At 46.1% G+C, this 20000-nt stretch carries 17 protein-coding genes and 1 riboswitch; of the genes, 7 read left to right on the top strand and 10 right to left on the bottom strand.

All coding sequences use genetic code 11. The features are described 5' to 3' along the window. Positions 1-38: 38 nt before the first annotated feature. Positions 39-1088 (bottom strand): Delta(5) desaturase DesA, encoded by a 1050-nt coding sequence (desA, locus tag BGM27_RS10585; RefSeq protein WP_007407850.1) that lies wholly within the window; start codon positions 1086-1088, stop codon positions 39-41. Positions 1089-1337: 249 nt separating this feature from the next. Then, positions 1338-2495 carry a TetR/AcrR family transcriptional regulator gene (locus BGM27_RS10580; RefSeq protein WP_007407851.1) on the bottom strand — a complete coding sequence of 386 codons (1158 nt, stop codon included), beginning with the start codon at positions 2493-2495 and terminating at the stop codon, positions 1338-1340. A 141-nt stretch (positions 2496-2636) separates the two neighbouring features. On the opposite strand from BGM27_RS10580, the gene BGM27_RS10575 reads away from it, so the two are divergent. Further along, positions 2637-3974 (top strand): aldehyde dehydrogenase family protein, encoded by a 1338-nt coding sequence (locus BGM27_RS10575; RefSeq protein ID WP_007407852.1) that lies wholly within the window; start codon positions 2637-2639, stop codon positions 3972-3974. A gap of 37 nt (positions 3975-4011) precedes the next feature. Here BGM27_RS10575 and BGM27_RS10570 read toward each other — a convergent pair whose 3' ends face one another. Next, positions 4012-5232 (bottom strand): outer membrane protein assembly factor BamB family protein, encoded by a 1221-nt coding sequence (locus BGM27_RS10570; protein ID WP_096335161.1) that lies wholly within the window; start codon positions 5230-5232, stop codon positions 4012-4014. A gap of 130 nt (positions 5233-5362) precedes the next feature. After that, positions 5363-5782, bottom strand: coding sequence for a DUF5391 family protein (locus BGM27_RS10565; RefSeq protein WP_007407854.1), 420 nt, complete (start codon positions 5780-5782; stop codon positions 5363-5365). A 142-nt stretch (positions 5783-5924) separates the two neighbouring features. Between BGM27_RS10565 and BGM27_RS10560 the strand changes: the two genes are divergently transcribed. From BGM27_RS10560 to BGM27_RS10550, 3 genes are all read left to right on the top strand, one after another. Further along, positions 5925-6236: an ArsR/SmtB family transcription factor gene (locus BGM27_RS10560; RefSeq protein WP_007407855.1), complete on the top strand. Its 312-nt coding sequence runs from the start codon at positions 5925-5927 to the stop codon at positions 6234-6236. 78 nt (positions 6237-6314) lie between these two features. Next, positions 6315-7481 (top strand): MFS transporter, encoded by a 1167-nt coding sequence (locus tag BGM27_RS10555; protein ID WP_007407856.1) that lies wholly within the window; start codon positions 6315-6317, stop codon positions 7479-7481. A gap of 69 nt (positions 7482-7550) precedes the next feature. Then, positions 7551-8006, top strand: coding sequence for an RDD family protein (locus BGM27_RS10550; RefSeq protein ID WP_007407857.1), 456 nt, complete (start codon positions 7551-7553; stop codon positions 8004-8006). A 36-nt stretch (positions 8007-8042) separates the two neighbouring features. On the opposite strand, the gene BGM27_RS10545 is transcribed toward BGM27_RS10550, so the two are convergent. Beyond that, positions 8043-8729 carry a VOC family protein gene (locus BGM27_RS10545; protein WP_007407858.1) on the bottom strand — a complete coding sequence of 229 codons (687 nt, stop codon included), beginning with the start codon at positions 8727-8729 and terminating at the stop codon, positions 8043-8045. Positions 8730-9027: 298 nt separating this feature from the next. On the opposite strand from BGM27_RS10545, the gene ahpC reads away from it, so the two are divergent. Next, entirely contained in the window at positions 9028-9591 is a 564-nt protein-coding gene (ahpC, locus tag BGM27_RS10540) for an alkyl hydroperoxide reductase subunit C (RefSeq protein WP_004393188.1), read from the top strand. A 13-nt stretch (positions 9592-9604) separates the two neighbouring features. Next, entirely contained in the window at positions 9605-11134 is a 1530-nt protein-coding gene (ahpF, locus tag BGM27_RS10535) for an alkyl hydroperoxide reductase subunit F (RefSeq protein WP_007407859.1), read from the top strand. 44 nt (positions 11135-11178) lie between these two features. On the opposite strand, the gene BGM27_RS10530 is transcribed toward ahpF, so the two are convergent. Together BGM27_RS10530 and BGM27_RS10525 are read right to left on the bottom strand one after the other, a co-directional pair. Next, complete coding sequence (locus tag BGM27_RS10530; RefSeq protein WP_007407860.1) at positions 11179-12411, bottom strand: Fic family protein; 1233 nt, start codon at positions 12409-12411, stop codon at positions 11179-11181. Positions 12412-12550: 139 nt separating this feature from the next. Further along, positions 12551-13897, bottom strand: coding sequence for an amino acid permease (locus tag BGM27_RS10525; RefSeq protein WP_007407861.1), 1347 nt, complete (start codon positions 13895-13897; stop codon positions 12551-12553). Positions 13898-14042: 145 nt separating this feature from the next. After that, a riboswitch (glycine riboswitch) is annotated at positions 14043-14123 on the bottom strand. 299 nt (positions 14124-14422) lie between these two features. On the opposite strand from BGM27_RS10525, the gene fbp reads away from it, so the two are divergent. Then, on the top strand, positions 14423-16348 hold the full coding sequence (gene fbp, locus BGM27_RS10520; protein ID WP_007407862.1) for a fructose-1,6-bisphosphatase: 1926 nt from the start codon (positions 14423-14425) through the stop codon (positions 16346-16348). Between the two features lie 39 nt (positions 16349-16387). Here the strand turns inward: fbp and BGM27_RS10515 are convergent, their stop codons facing one another. Genes BGM27_RS10515 through BGM27_RS10505 form a run of 3 tightly spaced genes read right to left on the bottom strand, consistent with a single transcriptional unit; the run spans position 16388 to position 19998 of the window. Next, positions 16388-16846, bottom strand: a complete 459-nt coding sequence (locus BGM27_RS10515; protein ID WP_007407863.1) for a (2Fe-2S)-binding protein — start codon at positions 16844-16846, stop codon at positions 16388-16390. After that, positions 16839-17681 (bottom strand): FAD binding domain-containing protein, encoded by an 843-nt coding sequence (locus BGM27_RS10510; RefSeq protein WP_007407864.1) that lies wholly within the window; start codon positions 17679-17681, stop codon positions 16839-16841. Before BGM27_RS10510 ends, BGM27_RS10515 begins: the two co-directional genes overlap by 8 nt. Then, complete coding sequence (locus tag BGM27_RS10505) at positions 17668-19998, bottom strand: xanthine dehydrogenase family protein molybdopterin-binding subunit (protein ID WP_007407865.1); 2331 nt, start codon at positions 19996-19998, stop codon at positions 17668-17670. The genes BGM27_RS10510 and BGM27_RS10505 overlap by 14 nt, the downstream gene beginning before the upstream one ends. Positions 19999-20000: the final 2 nt, after the last annotated feature.

The following is a 20000-nucleotide window of genomic DNA, read 5'->3' as shown; positions in this document are numbered from 1 at the left end:
AAGGCCCTTTCTGATAAGAGAAAGAGCCGCGCGCCATATCAGGCATTTTTCTTCAAAGGTTCTTTCGGCACCGGATGGGGCGCCGGTTTTTTCCGCGCCTCCCGAAAGGTGACAAATTGCTTTTCGTCCTCATCCCACAGACGGAATTTCATGGATTCAAGACTTGTTTTAAGCGTAATGGTCGGCACGTTTTTTAAAGGCTCGTGCCCCTCATGAGCGGCTTCCAGCTTGTAGTTCGGCACTTTCGGGCTTAAGTGGTGAACATGATGGTAGCCGATATTGCCTGTCAGCCATTGCAAAAGCTTCGGAAGCTTGTAAAAGGAGCTTCCTTCTACCGCGGCCTGCACATAATCCCAATGCTCATCGGCTTCAAAATAAGAATCCTCAAACGTGTGCTGAACATAAAAGAGCCAGACGCCGATTGACCCCGAAATAAGGAAAATCGGACCCTGAACAAGCAAAAAGTTTTCCCAGCCGACAAGCAGGCACGTCGCAGCAGCCAATAAGACAATCGCCGCGTTCGTGAAATAGGTGTTCCAGCGCTCCTTGCGGCGGGCGCCTTTTACATTGAAACGGTTTTTAATCAGAAATACGTAAATCGGGCCGAGAATAAACATAATAAACGGATTGCGATAAAGTCTGTAGCGTACTTTTGTCCAAGCTGACGCTTCGTTGTATTCCTTGACGGTCATCATCCAAATATCGCCGGTGCCCCGTTTATCTAAGTTGCTGCTCGTCGCATGATGAATGGAGTGGCTGCGCTGCCATTGAAGGAACGGAAACAGTGTCAGTACACCTGAAATAAACCCGAACAGCCGGTTCAGCTTCTTTTGTTTGAAAAAGGATTGATGGCAGCAGTCGTGGAAAATAATAAAGATTCTTGTCAAAAATCCCGCTGCTATAACAGTAAAAGCGAGGGTCAGAAGATAGGAGACATTGAGGCTGAAGTAAGCAAGAAACCAAAGGGCAAAAAACGGCACAAACGTGTTGAAAAGCTGATTGACACTATGCTTTGTATCGGCACCGGAAAATGCGGCAACCTGCTTTTTTAAAGATGCTTGTTTTTGAGTTGCGGTGTGATTGGTCATGAATGTCATGTCCCTTCTTTTTCATTATGATCCCAAGTATAACGGGGCGCCAGACGCTTTTGTAGTAGCAGCCATCATGCCCCGAATATGACATTTGTCATGTTTGGCGGCAGAATGCTGATCAGGCGTCATATGGAAGGTATCTTTTTTATAAGGGATAAAGCCGGACACTTCATATCGGCGCTTCTCAAAGAGAAAACAGCAAAAAAGAACCCGGCCTGTTTTCGGCTGAGTTCTTTTTCATCATCCTCACAGCAAAATCACCCGATACTTCTTTACATCCAAAAACTGCAGAAACTCCCGGGCCAGCATATCCGGCGCGTGGTCTTTTCCTTCATGAAGACGATATTGAATCAAACCGGCGAGCATGGACGCGACATAATATGCATAGAGTTTTTTGCCCGCCTGAATGTGCAGGGGCTGATGAAGATAAAACGATTGCAGCGCTCTGAACATTTCCGGGATGACGTCAGGCACTCCCGAACCCTCTCTCAGAAAATGAACGAGCGGCAGGCCGTCCGACAGCGCCGAAAAGAGACCGACGAGCGCGGATTCCGCTTCTTCCATGGAACAGTCGGCAGGCTCTCCTTTTACCGTCAATAATCCGATCAGATCCCGGCATGATTGATGGATGATCGTTTTCAGCAATGCTTCTTTGTTGGCGTAATGGTCATAAAAAGTGGCACGGCGGAGGTTGCTTTGACGGGCAATATCGGAAATCGTGATTGCCGCGTACTCTTTTTTTTCCGCCATTAAGCCGATCATGGCTTCTTGCAAGGCCTGCCTCGTCCTTGTCACCCGGCGGTCGGCGGGCTTTTTTTCTTCTTGTTCCGGCACCCGGCGGCCGAACAGCCAGTAAAACCGTTTTTGAGAAATCAAATCCCACACCTGTCCGCTGATCGCTTCCGGGGATGCCCCGGGCTCCTCATTCAGCCAGTACAACACAATGGCATACGTGTATAAAGCGCGGTAATGAATGTACATATCCTGTTCAGTCGGTGAGAAATCCGAATTGACCGGTGACAGCAGCACATCATGCCGGAACACATCTTTTAAAAAAGCATGAAAGTGAAAATAGGGCATTTTATTGCGATCCATCATCGTTTGGAAAAACACCCGATGCCGGTCAACAAAAGACAGGGTCGGATGCACTTTTTGCCATCCGCCATGTAAATGAAGCACATCTTTATTCTTCAGTGAATCATACAGCGCTTCGCTCAGCCCGTCTTTCATTTCTTCCTCTATATCCTCTAAAATCGCATATTTATCTTCGTAATAAAGGTACAGTGTCCCCCGGCTCACACGCGCCCGTTCGGCGATGTCCTTCATGGTCACACGGCGGATATCCCGCTCTCCAAGCATGGCCAAAAGCGCTTGTTTGATGTCAGTTGTCACAGAATCCGGCATAAGAGACACTCCTTTCATTAGACAGATCACCGCAATTTGTACGGTAACGTATAGATGTGTTTACGCTGTCTTTGCCGCAAAAACACACCACATTATAATAGGCCCTGAAGAAACAAAAAAGCAACCAGAGGAGGAAGACCGATGGATCAGCATATAAAAGCAGACATCAAACGCGTCTTTGAGCTTCAGAAAAAAAATCAAAAAACGCTGCGTGCTTCAACAGCCGGGCAGCGCAGAGAAAAGCTTCAGCGCTTTTTAGATGCCGTCACCGCACATGAAGAAGAAATCATCGAGGCGATCAGACGGGACGTCCGCAAGCCTTATCATGAGGTAAAAAGAGCGGAAACGCAGGGAACGATTAAGGCGATTAAAGATAATATGAACAATCTCGACACCTGGATGGCGCCGAAACGCGTCGGCTCATCCGTCAGTCCCGACGCTGACGGCGTATTAATGTACGAGCCAAAAGGCCTTACCTTAATTCTCGGCCCGTGGAATTATCCGTTTATGCTGACGATGGCTCCGCTTGCAGCTGCCATTGCGGCCGGCAACAGCGCGATTGTGAAGCTGTCCGATTTTACAATGGAGACGAGCCATATCGCCGCGACAGTTATTCGCGAGGCATTTCACGAAGAAGAAGTCGCCATTTTTGAAGGTGAGGTCGATGTCGCCACAGAACTGCTCGACCAGCCGTTTGACCACATTTTCTTCACCGGAAGCACGAATGTCGGTAAAATCGTCATGACGGCAGCAGCGAAGCACTTGTCGTCCGTCACGCTTGAGCTTGGCGGAAAAAGCCCGACGATCATCGACAGCGACTATGATTTGATGGACGCGGCGAAAAAAATCGCCGTCGGCAAATTTGTCAATGCGGGGCAAACATGTATCGCACCTGACTATCTCCTTATGAAGAAAGAAGTGCAGAGCACCTTTACAGATCTCCTGCAAACCATTGTCAATGCAGGTTTTATGGAGGATGATCATACGGTTGACCGCAACAAATTCACGCAGATTGTCAACGACCGCAACTTTAACCGTGTCAAAGCCCTGTATGATGACGCCATTGAAAAAGGGGCGAAAACGGCGTTCGGCGGCGTATTCGATGCGCATGACCGCACGATTTCTCCGACCGTGCTGACAAACGTCACGCCTGATATGAAGATCATGCAGGAAGAAATCTTCGCACCGATTCTGCCGATTATGAATTACGAAGATATCAGTGAAGCCGTTGATTACATCACTGAACGGGACAAGCCGCTTGCCTTGTATGTATTCAGCCATAATCAGGAGCTGATCGATTATGTGCTGCAGCATACGACATCCGGCAATGCTTCTGTCAATGATGTCGTCGTTCATTTCACTGACGTCAACCTTCCGTTCGGCGGTGTCAATACGAGCGGGATCGGTTCATATCACGGTGTGTACGGCTTTAAAGAATTTTCTCATGAAAAAGGCGTATTTATACAAGCCTCTAAATAAAAAAAGAATCCGCGCAGATGACGCGGATTCTTTTTTATTATTTTTTTGCCCCGAATGCGAGCAGTTTCGTATAAGTGCCGACGTAAAGCGTGCCGTCTTCAGCCAGAACCGGGGAGGAAATGACATTGCTGTCTGTTTGATAGCGCCATTTTTCATTACCGTCAGCGTCAACCGCATAGACATTTTTATCGTCAGAACCGAAGTACACATTGCCGTCCGCATCAATCAGCGGCGCCGTTCTCACAGGCCCGTCCGTATAGAAAGACCAGTTCATATTGCCGGTTTTGCTGATGGAAAACAGCTCGCCGCTTCCGGAACCGATATACACATTGCCGTTATGGTCGATCGCTAATGAAGAGCTGGAGAAACCGTTTAACGGGAACGTCCACTTTACAGCACCCGTTGATGTATAGGCGTATAAGTTGCCGTCCTGGTTTCCGGCGTAAACGGTGCCGTCTCTATCAATAACCGGATAGCCTTTAAACCCGTTGGACGTCGTTTTTGACCATTTCACTTGGCCCGTTCCGGAATTGATCGCGTAAAAGATATTATTGTACGTTGCCGTATACAGCGTTCCGTTTGATGCTAACACGGGAGCGGAACCGACCACGCCGTTTGTTTTAAACTTCCACTTTTGCGTCCATGTCGAAGGCGACGTCGGTTTAATCGCATAGATATAGTTATCCAGCGTCGACACATACAGCGTGCCGTCAGAGCCGATAGCCGCATCGGAACTAGGCGCTCCGCTCAGCGGAACCGATGTTAAAATGTTTCCGGTTTCTTTGTCGATGAAATATAGTTTTTTATCGTGAGAAGGAAGATAAATGACACCGTTTGTTCCGAGCACCGGAGTCAGCGTATAGGTCGTCCCGAGGTTTTCCGTCACCCATTTCACAGTACCGTCCGGATGATACGCCGTCAGCTTCCCGTCTTTTGATTGAATAAATACGGTGCCGTCCCTGTCAACCGCGGCTCCCGCACCGTTTTGAGGATTGGCCGGAACATTCTTTTCCCATTTTAACGCGCCATCGGCAGTGCTTGTAAACCGGCTTTCTCTTGACCAGTTGAACATCGTCGGAGACATCGCCTGCGCGTCATACCGTCCCGCCAAGAAACCGGATGCCGCATGATTTTGTTTAAATACCGTTTCCGCAGCTTGAGCAGCCGCCGGATGCAGCCATTTTGCCCCCGGCAGATCAGAAACCGCTCCCACAGATAAAGCCGCAGCAACCGCAGCGCCGGCCGCCAATGTTTTCATTCGCAATGAAGCTGTCTTTTTTTTCAATGTCAGTTCCTCCCGTTTCTATTAAAAGCTGCTATATCACTTCGATCATACCATAATTAACCTATGAAATATTTGTATTTTCGGCAGATTTATAGAACAAATGTCACATAGCCTGCTGATGCTTCGGGGATGATCGAAACGCGGCAATATACCACACCACATTGACGATAAAAGCCGCGCCTGACCAAACGAGAAGGCCGTAATAAAGAGACAGCTCCTGTTCCAAAGAAGTTACGACCAATAACGTTACCAAAAAGACAGCCGCGCAAATGAGAAGCCCGATTCCGCAAAAAACGGCCATGATGATTTTCATGACACGAACACCGAGAATATACATAATGAGCGGGACCGCATATATAAAAAGGATCTGACCGACGGCGGCCCACATGCCCGCGGAATTAAAACGATTCGCGTTCGGCCCCGTTTCTGCAAACGGAGAAAGCGAGCCGATGACCGGCAATAAACAAAACAGCAGAGCGGAAAGCAAGGTCATCGCAACCGCACCTTTTTTCTTTTGATTCATGTGAATATCCTCCTGACAATAACCCGGCTTTTTTACCGGTAATCTGATAATATGTTATATTTTAGCACGATATTTAGTTACTTTGAGAATGTTTTGTTAAAAACGAATTTACAAATCCAGAAAAATAGATATAATAAACGTTATGGAACCGATATTGATTCATAAAGCGCTATCTAACAAAACACGAAGTGATATTATGACGTGGCTTAAACACCCGGAAGACCATTTTGATGAAAGACCTTATCTTGATCAGGGACTCAGTTTCCGCACCGGAATTTGCGTCGGTGATATTCAGGCAAAGTCGGGGCTTGCGCAGTCCGTCATCTCCAGCTACCTGCTGACGATGCAAAAAGCCGGCCTGCTGGAATCCGAACGAATCGGAAAGTGGACCTATTACAGAAGGAATGAAAAACAAATTAAAGCCTTTGCTGACTATGTTCAGCACCAGCTATAACCATGAAAGGAGGGATTTTTTTGTTATAACATATCTATTTTTCTGTATATGTAGTTATAAAAGGAGGCATACATAACAATGAAAAAAAGCAGTTCCGTCTTCATTCTATTTTTGGCATTAGGGGTTTTCGGGATTATTACGACCGAGATGGGCATTATCGGGGTTCTTCCGCAAGTGGCGGACAGATTTCATATTTCTGCTTCAAAAGCGGGGTGGCTTGTCAGTATTTTCGCGTTCATCGTCGCTGTGTCGGGACCGTTTTTGACCTTGCTTGCTTCAGGCATAAACCGGAAAGTCATTCTGCTTTTGGCGGTGCTGATGTTTGCCGTTTCAAATGCGGTCTACGCGTATACGGCGCATTTCAGTGTCATGCTGGCGTTTCGGATCATTCCGGCTTTATGCCACCCGGTGTTCTTTTCTGTAGCGCTTGCGGCCGCGGCCCGGCTTGTCCCCGCCGGCCAATCCGGAAAAGCCGTAACGAAAGTCTTTTCAGGCATCACCGCCGGCTTTGCGTTCGGCGTGCCTTTCACGTCTTATCTGGCGGAGCGTCTCTCCCTTGAAGCCGCCTTCTTATTCGGCGCTATCATCAGTCTCATCGCATTCACGGGCATTCTTCTCTTTTTGCCATCCATGCCGGTCACAGAAAAAATGTCTTTCAGAAGTCAGCTCGGCATCCTTCGCAAACCGGCTTTGTGGCTCAATATCGCTGCCGTCACCTGTCTCTTTGCGGCCATGTTTTCTGTCTACAGCTATTTTGCGGAGTACCTCGGACGAGTGTCCCATATGAACGGCACATGGGTCAGCTTTATGCTGATGAGCTTCGGAGTGATTATGATAGCCGGTAATTTCGTCTTCGGCGCTTTGTTATATAAAAATATGAAAAAGACCGTCATCCTGTTTCCGCTTCTTTATACAGCCGCCTACTTGCTCATATACGGGTTTGGGACGTCTTTCGCGCCGATGGCCGCCCTCGTCTTCGTATGGGGCGCCGTTCATTCCGGCGGTCTCATTGTCAGCCAGACATGGCTTACTGCGGAAGCAAAGGAGGCGCCCGAATTCGGCAACAGCCTGTTTGTCTCTTTTTCCAACCTCGGCATCACCATCGGAACGGCGGCGGGCGGCTGGTTTATTTCACATTTGGGAATCCATCAGCTGATGTGGTGCGGCATCATGTTTGCCCTTCTGGCTTTCGGGCTGATCATGGGACGCTTGGCATTGGGAAAGAGGCTGCTCGCAGAAGCTTAAGCTCCGTTGCAAAATCCGGAATGATTACGTATAATATTCCAGATTAAAGCAAGGGAGAGAAAAAGATACATGGAAAGACCGGCAGGATTTTGGATTCGGTTTCTGGCTTACGTCATTGATCAAATCATCATAGGAATTCCGATTTTTATCATTCAATTTATGGTCTCTTTTTTATTTGCGGCAGGCGTTGCGGCGGCTGACCCCTTCATGACCGAAAATCAGTTTAACATCTCTTTTCTGGTGTTCGGCGTCATCCCGATTCTTGTGAGCTCTTTTGTGATCAGTATCTTATATTTCAGCCTGCTCACGACCTCAAAGATGCAGGGGACACTGGGAAAAGCATTGCTCGGCCTTAAGGTCGTCAATGAGGATGGCGGAAGGATTTCCATCGGCCAGGCCTTCGGACGCGCTTTCGCATATATCATATCTAAGCTCATTCTTTATATCGGATTCATCATGGGCGCCTTCGGAGAGAAAAAAACGCTGCACGACATCATGTGCAGCACCCGTGTTGTCTATAAATAATGTCCCCAAGTCCGGGCCTTTTGAGCCCGGGCTTTTTTATGACGGCTGTGCCCGCCTGATGTCAATGCCGCCCTTTCCGTCAGCCTCAATGCGGATCGTCCCGTTCACAATAACAGACAGCGGATGGAACTCCGCATGCTGATCAGAAAAAATCCAGCGGCGGCCGCTCGGCCCTAAAAGCAAAAACGCCCCATCATTGTAATCACCCATAAAATGAAACCCATTTTCCCTAAGAGGCGCATGCTTTCTCACCGGAATGCCGAAACGCTGCAGCTCCCTCCCGGTTGATACGACTTCGGCAGCCGTCAGATTCACCTCGCCGATATTCAGAACGGACTCAATCGAAAAATGTTCCGCGCTTGGCGGCGATGTTTCTCTCGCGATGAATTCCGCCAGATTGTTGGACGGATCTTTGAAATAAAAGGAACGCGCCTGAATATGAGAGAAATACACCTCATCCTCCCCATCTTCCGTTTGAAAAACGACTTTATCCTTCATCCACGCCTTCGCCTCATCAAAACGATTATTCGGAATGTTAAACGCGAAATGATACGTCGGATGAGAGTGAGAATCGGCGCGCCTGAATTTCAACTCACTTTCTCCCGCCTTGATGGTAAACGAATCACCGGACTCATCAATTAAAGGAAAACCTAACACCCGTTCATAGAAGTGTTTCGTCTCCTCCAACGCACAACTGTACAAAGTAATGTTATTTATTTGCATGATCATACCCCCTTTGGTTTATACTGCCATATAGAAGGGTTGATTCCCACTGTTTCGATTCACCAATTGAGAATCCCCCTTTCGCCCGGCGCTAAACATGACAAACAGCGCCAAACCGCTTATACCAGGCGTTTTTAGACGTCTAAAGCAAAAAAAGCAGAAAATAATACCCCATATAGCTTGACAAAAAATAAATGTTATTTAATAATCTATATATAATTAGAATTATTATTGAAAGATAAAGTGAATGCTTTGTCTTTTTAATATATTTCAAATCACATTTCAGGAGGAAGATATTATGTCTTTAATCGGAAAAGAAGTACTGCCATTCGAAGCAAAAGCTTTCAAAAACGGTGAATTCATCGATGTAACAAACGAAGATTTGAAAGGTCAATGGAGCGTTTTCTGCTTCTATCCAGCGGATTTCTCTTTCGTTTGCCCGACTGAACTTGAAGATCTTCAAGGACAATACGCTGCACTGAAAGAATTAGGTGTTGAAGTATACTCTGTTTCTACAGATACTCACTTCGTACACAAAGGCTGGCATGACAGCTCTGAAAAAATCGGCAAAATCACTTATGCAATGATCGGTGACCCATCTCAAACGATCTCCCGCAACTTCGACGTTCTTGACGAAGAAACTGGTCTTGCTGACCGCGGAACATTCATCATCGATCCTGATGGCGTCATCCAAACAGTTGAAATCAATGCAGGCGGTATCGGCCGTGACGCAAGCAACCTTGTAAACAAAGTAAAAGCAGCTCAATATGTTCGTCAAAACCCAGGTGAAGTCTGCCCGGCTAAATGGGAAGAAGGCGGCGAAACACTTACACCTAGCCTTGATTTGGTAGGTAAAATCTAAGGAGTGCATTCCATTGGTACTTGATGCAAATATCAAAGCACAATTAAATCAATACATGCAGCTAATTGAGAACGACATTGTTCTCAAAGTAAGCGCCGGTGACGATGACACTTCTAAGGACATGCTGGCTCTCGTTGACGAGCTGGCTTCCATGTCATCTAAAATTTCAGTTGAAAAAACTGAATTAAACAGAACACCGAGCTTCAGCGTTAATCGTACCGGAGAAGACACAGGCGTTACATTCGCCGGTGTTCCTCTCGGCCACGAATTTACATCATTAGTGCTGGCATTGCTTCAAGTCAGCGGCAGAGCGCCTAAGGCTGATCAAAAGGTCATTGACCAGATTAAGAACATCAGCGGAGAATACCGATTCGAGTCTTATATCAGCCTGACGTGCCACAACTGCCCTGATGTCGTCCAAGCATTAAACATGATGAGCGTGCTCAACCCGAATATCACTCATACAATGATTGACGGCGCGGCATTCAAAGAAGAAGTGGAAAGCAAAAACATTATGGCTGTTCCGACTGTATTCTTAAACGGTGAATCTTTCGGAAGCGGCCGTATGACCATCGAAGAGATTCTCGCAAAAATGGGCAGCGGCGCAGATGCGTCTGAGTTTGCCGACAAAGAGCCGTTTGACGTTCTTGTTGTCGGCGGCGGACCTGCCGGCGCAAGCGCGGCCATCTACACGGCGCGTAAAGGCATCCGCACCGGTGTCGTCGCTGAACGCTTCGGCGGCCAGGTACTCGACACCATGAGCATCGAAAACTTCATCAGCGTCAAAGCGACTGAAGGACCGAAGCTCGCTGCAAGCCTTGAAGAGCACGTGAAAGATTATGATATTGACGTCATGAACCTTCAGCGCGCGAAACGCCTTGAGAAAAAAGACCTCTTCGAACTTGAACTCGAAAACGGCGCTGTACTGAAAAGTAAAACAGTGATCCTGTCAACAGGTGCCCGCTGGCGCAATGTCAACGTACCTGGTGAGCAAGAGTTCAAAAACAAAGGTGTTGCATACTGCCCGCACTGTGACGGACCATTGTTTGAAGGCAAAGACGTAGCGGTTATCGGCGGCGGAAACTCCGGAATCGAAGCGGCGATTGACCTTGCAGGTATCGTTAATCACGTGACTGTGCTGGAATTCGCGCCTGAACTGAAAGCAGACGAAGTCCTGCAAAAACGTCTTTACAGCCTGCCAAACGTCACTGTGCACAAAAATGCACAAACGAAAGAAATCACAGGCGACCAAAACGTAAACGGCATTACGTTCGTTGACCGTGAAACAGGCGAAGAAAAACACGTTGAACTTCAAGGTGTATTCGTCCAAATCGGTCTCGTGCCGAATACAGAATGGTTAGACGAAACGGTCGAACGCAACCGCATCGGCGAAATCATCGTTGATAAGAGCGGCGCGACAAGCATTCCCGGCCTATTCGCCGCAGGGGACTGCACAGACGGCCCGTACAACCAAATCATTATCTCCATGGGATCAGGTGCAACTGCCGCTTTAGGCGCATTTGATTATTTGATCCGGAATTAATGTGAAAGCCGCCATATGAATGGCGGCTTTTTTAAATATACTAATTAAGAAGGCAGTATTTCCTCTAAACAATCCTCGCTGATTTTATAAGATTTTGGCCTTCTGCTTACCAGCTCAACAAATCCTTGCTGTTCTAAATAATCCATTACTCTGTTAATTTTATGTCTCGATTTATTTGAGAGCTCCATTAAATCTTGCACCGACAGCGTAACCTGATCATTTACAAATACATTAATCGTGATAATGATATTAAAAATATCACGTTCATCTTTATAATCAGCCCATTGATCGCTATCAATATAGTTCCTAATTCGTTTCAGTTTCATTAAATTAAATTCAAGATCCTCAATAATTCCTTTTTGTCCTGACAGAAGCAATTCCAGCATATCCATTAAATAAAAAGTCAACTCTCCCCGGTTTAAAGGTGCGGGAATTTCCTCTAATGCCTTATAATACTTATCTTTATTCTTATTAACTGCGTAAGAAAAAGTGATGGCTGAATATTTTTCTAAGTATCGGGACAAATAACTCCCAACGATAAGGCGTCCTGTTCTTCCATTGCCGTCATAAAAAGGATGAATGTATTCATAGTAGTAATGAGCTGTCATGTAACGATACAGCTGGGGATGTGTTTCATCGTGAAGATAAGCAATTAAAGCCTCAAGCGCTTCTGTTATCTTCTGTTCAGAATTAACGCCGATATGGGTGGTCATGTTCCCATCGTTCACTTCAACATAGCCTTTTCTGAATAGCTCACCATCCGGCGCATCTTCTGCTCCGATTTCATCTGCGACCAGCTCGTCATATAATTCCCTAAAGTCATGAATGCTTGTAAACGACGGAATTCGGTCTATAAATTGATATGTTTTCATCAATCCGACAAACCGCTTATGTGAGGGCTCGGATTGTTCTAACGCTTTAAGAGCCTCTTTCAATTCTTTTTTTGTACTGCGGATTCCTTCAATTTCATTATTACTCTGTGCTTCATTAATAATTAATTTATCAAAATAAGGTTTGACGGCAAATTCGGGGAGCTGACTGATAAGGGATGAAATTTTGGAACTGTTTAACAACACTTCATTATTCAGCTTCATGAGTTTATGTGTATTCACATAAAATAGCTCAAATGAATCGTCCGTGGGTCGGCCTTTTCGGAACCCCCGTATGTTTAATGATGTTGAATAACTGCCATAGCTGCTTGTTCTCTTTTTAAATTCTTTCTCATATGAATCAGCATCCATTTTATAAAAAAGCTTAGATAACTTCTCATACTTCATATCATCACCTCGCTTAATTTAAAATTATACACTTTTTTAAATTATACAATCATTATAGCCTGATTTCTAACAAATATTCTCGCTTTCCAATCAAAACAAAAAACGGCATACTGCATGGCAGTACACCGTCTGAAGCAATTCAATCTGTCTTTCTCCCTCTCGCCCGATAGATAAGAAATAATCCAATAAACCACAGCGGCGTCAGCAGCAAAGCCGGGCGCGTTGCATCCGCAAACAGCATAATCACCAGAATGACGGCAAACAGCGCCAGCACGGCGTAATTGATAAACGGCGCAAACGGCGCCTTGAAAGACGAGCTTGCATGTAAGTCCGGACGGGTTTTCCTGTATCTGATATGACAGACAAGAATCACGCCCCACACCCAAATGAAACAAATCGCGCTGATGGTGGTCACGATGCCAAAAGCCGCTTCCGGTATCAATTTGCTTAAAAGAGCGCCAGCTGACAGCACAATAACCGATATCCATAATGCGCGGCTCGGCACATGATTTTTATTCAGCTTCGCAAAACTTGCAGGCGCTTGTTTCGTTTTGCTTAAGTTATACAAAATCCGGCTTGTTGAAAACATCCCGCTGTTACAAGCAGAAGCGGCAGACGTTAATACGACAAAATTAATGATTCCCGCGGCTAACGGAATGCCGACCAGACTGAAGGTCTTTACAAAAGGACTTTCCGCCGCATTCAGCTGCATCCACGGATTAATACATAAAAGAATGAGCAATGCCCCGACGTAGAAAAATAAAATCCGCAATGGAATTTTATTGATAGCGGACGGAATATTTTTTTTCGGATTTGACGTTTCCGCCGCCGACACACCCACTAATTCCACACCGACATAGGCGAAGATCACCATCTGGAACGAAAGCAAAAAGCCTGAAAATCCGTTCGGAAACAAGCCGCCGTGCTCCCACAGATTCGCCGCTGAAACCGTTCCGGTATGCGTTTTGAACCCAATCACCAGCAGAACTACACCGATGACAATTAACGCGAGAATCGTGACTACCTTAATTAAGGCGAACCAAAACTCCAATTCTCCAAAAATCTTAACCGTTAACAGATTAAGCCCTAATAAAATGAGCAAACAGATAAGTGCCGGAATCCACTGCGGAATATCAAACCAATATTTCACATACACACCGACGGCGATCACATCAGCCATAGCCGTCATAATCCAGCAAAACCAGTAGGTCCAGCCGGTGACAAACGCTGCACGCGGCCCTAAGTACGCCTCGGCAATATCCGTTAATGATTGGTATCCCGCTTTAGATAACAGCAGTTCTCCCAGCGCCCGCATGACGAAAAAAAGCGCAATACCTACAATAAAATACGCAAAGATGATAGAAGGACCCGCCAGCTGAATCGCCCTACCGGACCCTAAAAACAATCCGGTGCCGATCGTGCCGCCAATGGCGATCAGCTGCACGTGCCGATTCGATAAGTCCCTCTTTAGCTCTCGCTGCTCCACATCTGACTCCTCCTTACCTCTCTAGTGAACGACGAGCAAAAAAAGCCAATAAAAAAAGAGATTGGATGCCCTCCAATCTCATGGTCATAAGAATATCAAATTATATCTGCGCCGCTGACAATCAACAGCATGACAAATACATATTCGGTACTCTTCTGTCCTTTTGCCTGAGATTGTGAACCCTTCGGCGCCGCGGAAAACCCGCGGTCTCTCCAGAAGCCGCTCCTGCTGTAGTTCGACCCACAGCAATCATAGCCTGCTACGTATTGAGTTTCTGATAGAAATACCTATCAGCTAACTTTTTATTTTAATGGAACTTGAATGCATTGTCAATAGAGGGATGAGCTGCACGGCGTTATCCCGGTCCAATTTTTGATGCCTGAAGCGCCGTATTTTCCGTTTTCATTGTCTCAAAAAGGCGTTATGCGGTACTATCATATAAGGTCTAATCATTTAAACATTATGTCATACTTTAAATTCACTTTATCATACAATTGCTCGTAAATAAAAAGGGGATGGACGAGATTGGAAACGAAATATTTAGATCTGCTCGCACAAAAATACGATTGTGAAGAAAAAGTGGTCACGGAAATCATTAATCTGAAAGCGATACTGAACCTGCCGAAAGGAACCGAGCATTTCGTCAGTGATCTGCACGGGGAGTATCAGGCATTCCAGCACGTGCTGCGGAACGGTTCAGGAAGGGTAAAAGAGAAGATCCGCGATATTTTCAGCGGCGTCATTTACGATAGAGAAATTGATGAACTGACGGCTTTAGTCTATTATCCTGAGGACAAACTGCAGCTGATCAAACATGACTTTGATACGAAAGAGGCATTAAACGAGTGGTATAAAGAAACGATTCACCGGATGATTAAGCTCGTTTCTTATTGTTCTTCCAAGTACACCCGCTCCAAATTGCGCAAAGCGCTGCCCGCCCAATTTGCTTATATTTCTGAAGAGCTGCTGTACAAAACAGAACAAGCCGCCAACAAAGAACAATACTACTCTGAAATCATAGAACAGATCATTGCGCTCGGCCAGGCCGATAAGCTGATCACCGGCCTTGCCTACAGCACGCAGCGTTTGGTGGTCGACCATCTGCATGTTGTCGGCGATATTTATGACCGCGGACCGCAGCCGGATAAGATCATGGAAGAACTGATCAACTATCATTCAGTGGATATTCAATGGGGGAATCATGATGTTCTCTGGATAGGCGCTTATTCCGGCTCAAAAGTATGCCTGGCAAACATTATCCGCATCTGTGCCCGCTATGACAATCTGGATATTATTGAAGACGTTTACGGCATCAATCTGAGACCGCTATTGAACCTTGCCGAAAAATATTACGATGATAACCCGTCTTTCCGCCCGAAAGCGGACGAAAACAGACCGGAAGATGAGATTAAACAAATCACAAAAATTCATCAGGCGATCGCGATGATCCAATTCAAGCTTGAGAGCCCGATTATAAAGAGACGGCCGAATTTTAATATGGAGGAACGGCTGTTACTGGAAAAGATCGATTATGACCGCAATGAAATCACGCTGAACGGAAAAACATATCAGCTGGAAAACACCTGCTTTGCGACGGTGAATCCTAAACAGCCTGACGAGCTGTTAGAAGAAGAAGCAGAAGTCATGGACAAGCTGCTGTTCTCTGTTCAGAACTCCGAAAAGCTGGGCCGTCATATGAATTTTATGATGAAAAAAGGCAGCCTTTATTTAAAATATAACGGCAACCTGCTGATTCACGGCTGTATTCCCGTCGATGAAAACGGCAGCATGGAAACGATGATGATAGAGGATAAAGCTTATGCGGGCCGTGAGCTGCTCGATGTATTTGAACGGTTCTTACGGGAAGCGTTTGCCCATCCGGAAGAAACCGATGATCTGGCGACAGATATGACTTGGTACTTATGGACAGGCGAATACTCCTCCCTCTTTGGAAAACGCGCCATGACAACCTTTGAGCGGTATTTCATTAAAGAGAAGGAAACGCATAAAGAAAAGAAAAACCCGTATTACTATTTGCGTGAAGACGAAGCAGCCTGCCGAAACATCCTGAAGGAATTCGGCCTCAACCCGGATCACGGCCATATCATCAACGGCCATACACCGGTAAAAGAAATCGAAGGCGAAGATCCGATCAAGGCAAACGGAAAAATGATCGTCATCGACGGCGGCTTCTCCAAAGCCTACCAATCCACAACAGGCATCGCCGGCTACACGCTCTTATACAACTCCTACGGCATGCAGCTCGTCGCCCATAAACACTTTAACTCCAAGGCCGAAGTGCTGAGCACCGGAACCGACGTCTTAACAGTGAAACGATTAGTCGACAAAGAGCTGGAGCGGAAGAAAGTGAAAGAAACAAACGTCGGTGAAGAACTGATGAAAGAAGTGGCGATTTTGGAGAAACTGCGGGAGTATCGGTATATGAAGTGAAGAATATGGAGTTCAGGGATGATTCTCTGGGCTCTTTTTTTACGGTTTCCCTGTATGTAAAACCGATTTAACCGCTTCTTCAATCTCCCTATAACCCGTACATCTGCAAATATTGGACTCCAGCCAATTTTTTATCGTGTCATCACTTGCATTCGGCTCAGTATTCACTAAAGCATGACAATTCATGAGAAAACCCGGTGTGCAATAACCGCATTGAAACGCGAATTTTTCAATAAAGGCCTTTTGAATCGGCGTATTGATCAGTCCTTCAATCGTCGTAATGTCCTTTCCTTCCCCTTCTGCCGCAAGCATTAAGCAAGATTTCATCGGCACCCCGTCCGTTAATACCGTACAGGCGCCGCAATCCCCATTTAAGCAGCCCGGCTTTGCACCAGTTAATCCGAGACGAAGACGAAGAGCAATTAACAAAGTATCAGCCGGCCTGACCGTAATCTGTCTTTCCTCGCCATTTACTTTCAACGTAATAGGATCAGACATTTGGACCTCCTTCTAATTCCCGTAAGGCATCTAAAATTGTATTTTGCAAGACAAATATTCGGTATTCACTTGAGCCTTCTGCGTCATCAAGAACGGGTTTGGGTACATACTGTAAAGACCTGCGCACTCTTTCTTCTGCTGATCGGTTTTTATCGTTAAGCACAGCCTCCATTTCAGCAGAACGAAACGGAAATGGACATACGCCGCTGAAGGCCATTCTGATCTCATCATCTTTTTTCAGCGCACAGACTGTCACCAATGGATATCCGACATTCCACTGCTGTCTTCTTTTGATACTGACAAATGGCAGGTCAACGTACGCTCGATCGACAACGACATGAAATAAAAAATCACCTTTTTGCAACTGTATTTCCTTGTTAAATACTTTATTTATGGGACGGTAATGAATCCCCGCTCTCCCTGCAATCCCTATCAAACTATCAGAAATCAGCAACGGCAGCACGGCCTCACGGTAATAGATGCCCCCGCAAATGTTTCCGCCCAGGCTGATCTTATTTCGAGTCGTCCGATCGGCTATTTCACTTACTGTTTTACTTAATAGCGGAAATGGATTTTCTTCCTCCAGTTTCGTTAATGACACGCCCGCTCCGATCACCAAATCATTTTCATAAAAGCGGATGGTTTGAAATTCCGGAAGCGCGTTCAGATCTATCACCGCATCCGTATAGATGATATTCAGCCTTCCTAACGTGATAATTTCCGTGCCGCCGGAATAATACATTGGTGTTTTCTTTTCGGCCGCAAGCGAGTGAAATAGATTGATTGTTTCTTGAATGGTCTTCGGTTTAAAATAATCAAAATCAAACGGTATCATCTTTCCACCCCTCTTGCGTCCTCCATAATCGTTCGGGAATGAGAGGAAGTTGATTCAATTGGACACCTAAAGCGGCGGAAAGGCAATTTCCCAATGCTGCCGGCATCCCCAACAGTCCGTGTTCCCCGCCGCCGCGCGCCCCATAAGGCGCAATCACATGCGGGGTTTCAACAAATTCAATGATATATTCAGGCTGCTCTCCATAGTGAAGGGGGCGGTATGTTCTAAGCTGAGGATTTAATACTCTGCCATATGAATCAAATACAAAGGTTTCTCTTCCTCCAAATGCGATTCCCATACTCATCCCCCCCATCACTTGACCCCTAGCAGCTTTTTCATTCAGTACAGTTCCTATATCCACAACAGAATAGGCTTTTGTAATTCGATACGTATAATCCCGTTTATCCAACTCAACTTCAATTCCCTGAGCACCGACAGCCCACTCGGGTCCCGGCTTCCCTCTTCCCGTTTCCCGGTCTAAATTCGTCATCCGGGTTAATGTGTAATTGCCGCTCGCAATGATTTGGCCGCCAATGGTATTTCCATTTGGAAAGGTATATCCGTAAGCAATGTCTTTTATTTCAACATGTACAGAAGGATGATCTATAAAATAAACCTTTCCGTCGGCCACTTCCAATTCCTCGACAGGAACCCGCAATACACATGATGCCACGTCTTTCAGCTTTCGAATGGCTTCCTCCGCTGCATTCAGTACGGCTCTTCCGGCCATTAACGTCCCTCTGCTCCCCACGGTTTTCCAATGCTCGGGTGTTGTTTGTGTATCTATAAGCATTTTTACGTGAATTTTGCTTATATCCATTTTCATTCGTTCCGCTAAGATTTGGGCTAGCACTGTTTTTGTCCCTGTTCCAATTTCCACTACCCCTGACATCAAATTAATGCTTCCATCGGGATTAAAGGTTAGAATCACCCCGGACGTTGCATTTGTATCAAATGTTGAGGTTTTCCAAATGCAGCTGATTCCCTTCGCCCGTATCTTCCGGCCATCGATTTCAATTCGCTGTCCCTCGTCCCAATTCATTAATTCCTTCAATCTTTCAATGCACTTCGGCACATTTCCGACCGTGCTTGAATTGAGAAGAACTTGAGTCGGTGTGGTGTCACCGGGGCGAATGGCATTTTTATAGCGGAGTTCTAATGGGTCCATGTTCAGCTTTTCCGCCAATACATCCATCGTCCGCTCAAAGGCAAATAACACTTCAGCATGGCTGTAGCCCCTGAATGCACTTGGATATGGATGATTCGTATACATACAATATGAATCACACCGTATATGATCGATCGCGTACGGACCCGTACAATCAACCACCGCAGCCCGGCTGATGTCCACTCCTTTATCAGAATACGCTCCGCCATCAAATAAAAGCTGAATGTCCGCCGCCTTTAAGATTCCATCCTTTGTAGCCCCTAATTTGACAATGGCATCCAACCCGATATGAACGGGAGATGTGATCAGATCCTCTTCTCTCGTATTAAACAATTTGACGGGCCGGCCTCCGACTGCTTTTGATGCCAAATAGGCAATCACCTCTAACTGAACGGCTGCTTTTCCCCCGTACGCTCCTCCTACTAAAGGCGTTTTGACGATCACCTTTCCGGGTTCAATTCCAAAATACCACTCCATTAATTTTTTAATGGCAAAAGGAGCTTGAGAGGATGTGGTAATGATAATCTCCTCATCCGCCCGAATTTCAACAATCGAGCATCTTGTTTCCATCGCAGCGTGATCAGAAGGGTTAAAGGAAATTTGGAATTCTGCTGTCACATCACTTTCCCTAAACCCATCTTCAATATTTCCTTTTCTAACCTTATCCAGGTTTGCGATATTTGTCTTCGGAACCGGGAATACACCTTTTGTCTTCTCATAGCGGTCCGCATTTTCATGGACGAGCGGCGCATCCTTTTGAAAGGCCTCACGGGGGGAATTGACGACGGGAAGAGGTTTATAGGATACTTTGATGGCATCCGCTGCCTTTTTAGCTGTAATTGGATTTTCCGCTACAACAACAGCAACCGGCTCACCATGGTATCTGACCCTTTTATAGGCAATCGGCGATCTGTCTTTAATTTCTTCACCTGCAAGCGGAAAAGGTTCATCACCCAATATCGCTCTCACGCCGGGAATCTTCCAAGCTTCTGAAAAGTCCATAGACACAATATCGGCATGCGCATATGGACTGACCAGCATTTTTGCGTGTAATATGCCTGTTTCTTGAAAATCATCCGTATATTTCGCTTTACCCGTCACTTTTTCAAGGGCCTCTTTTCGAATGACACTCTTCCCGATATACTCCAACT

The organism is Bacillus sp. FJAT-27001 (genome assembly GCF_019039175.1).
Taxonomy (GTDB): domain Bacteria; phylum Bacillota; class Bacilli; order Bacillales; family Bacillaceae; genus Bacillus; species Bacillus velezensis.
The sequence above is the reverse complement of the archived record's forward strand: the minus strand, read 5'-3'. Positions and strand labels throughout refer to the sequence as shown.

Coding starts and splice junctions, on each gene's coding strand:
- BGM27_RS10510 (WP_007407864.1), bottom strand. CDS start 17,681: ATGATACCGTTTGATTTTGATTATTTTAAACCGAAGACCATTCAAGAA.
- BGM27_RS10550 (WP_007407857.1), top strand. CDS start 7,551: ATGGAAAGACCGGCAGGATTTTGGATTCGGTTTCTGGCTTACGTCATT.
- BGM27_RS10555 (WP_007407856.1), top strand. CDS start 6,315: ATGAAAAAAAGCAGTTCCGTCTTCATTCTATTTTTGGCATTAGGGGTT.
- BGM27_RS10565 (WP_007407854.1), bottom strand. CDS start 5,782: ATGAATCAAAAGAAAAAAGGTGCGGTTGCGATGACCTTGCTTTCCGCT.
- BGM27_RS10575 (WP_007407852.1), top strand. CDS start 2,637: ATGGATCAGCATATAAAAGCAGACATCAAACGCGTCTTTGAGCTTCAG.
- BGM27_RS10580 (WP_007407851.1), bottom strand. CDS start 2,495: ATGCCGGATTCTGTGACAACTGACATCAAACAAGCGCTTTTGGCCATG.
- BGM27_RS10515 (WP_007407863.1), bottom strand. CDS start 16,846: ATGTCTGATCCTATTACGTTGAAAGTAAATGGCGAGGAAAGACAGATT.
- BGM27_RS10570 (WP_096335161.1), bottom strand. CDS start 5,232: ATGAAAACATTGGCGGCCGGCGCTGCGGTTGCTGCGGCTTTATCTGTG.
- BGM27_RS10545 (WP_007407858.1), bottom strand. CDS start 8,729: ATGCAAATAAATAACATTACTTTGTACAGTTGTGCGTTGGAGGAGACG.
- BGM27_RS10530 (WP_007407860.1), bottom strand. CDS start 12,411: ATGAAGTATGAGAAGTTATCTAAGCTTTTTTATAAAATGGATGCTGAT.
- ahpC (WP_004393188.1), top strand. CDS start 9,028: ATGTCTTTAATCGGAAAAGAAGTACTGCCATTCGAAGCAAAAGCTTTC.
- desA (WP_007407850.1), bottom strand. CDS start 1,088: ATGACCAATCACACCGCAACTCAAAAACAAGCATCTTTAAAAAAGCAG.
- BGM27_RS10560 (WP_007407855.1), top strand. CDS start 5,925: ATGGAACCGATATTGATTCATAAAGCGCTATCTAACAAAACACGAAGT.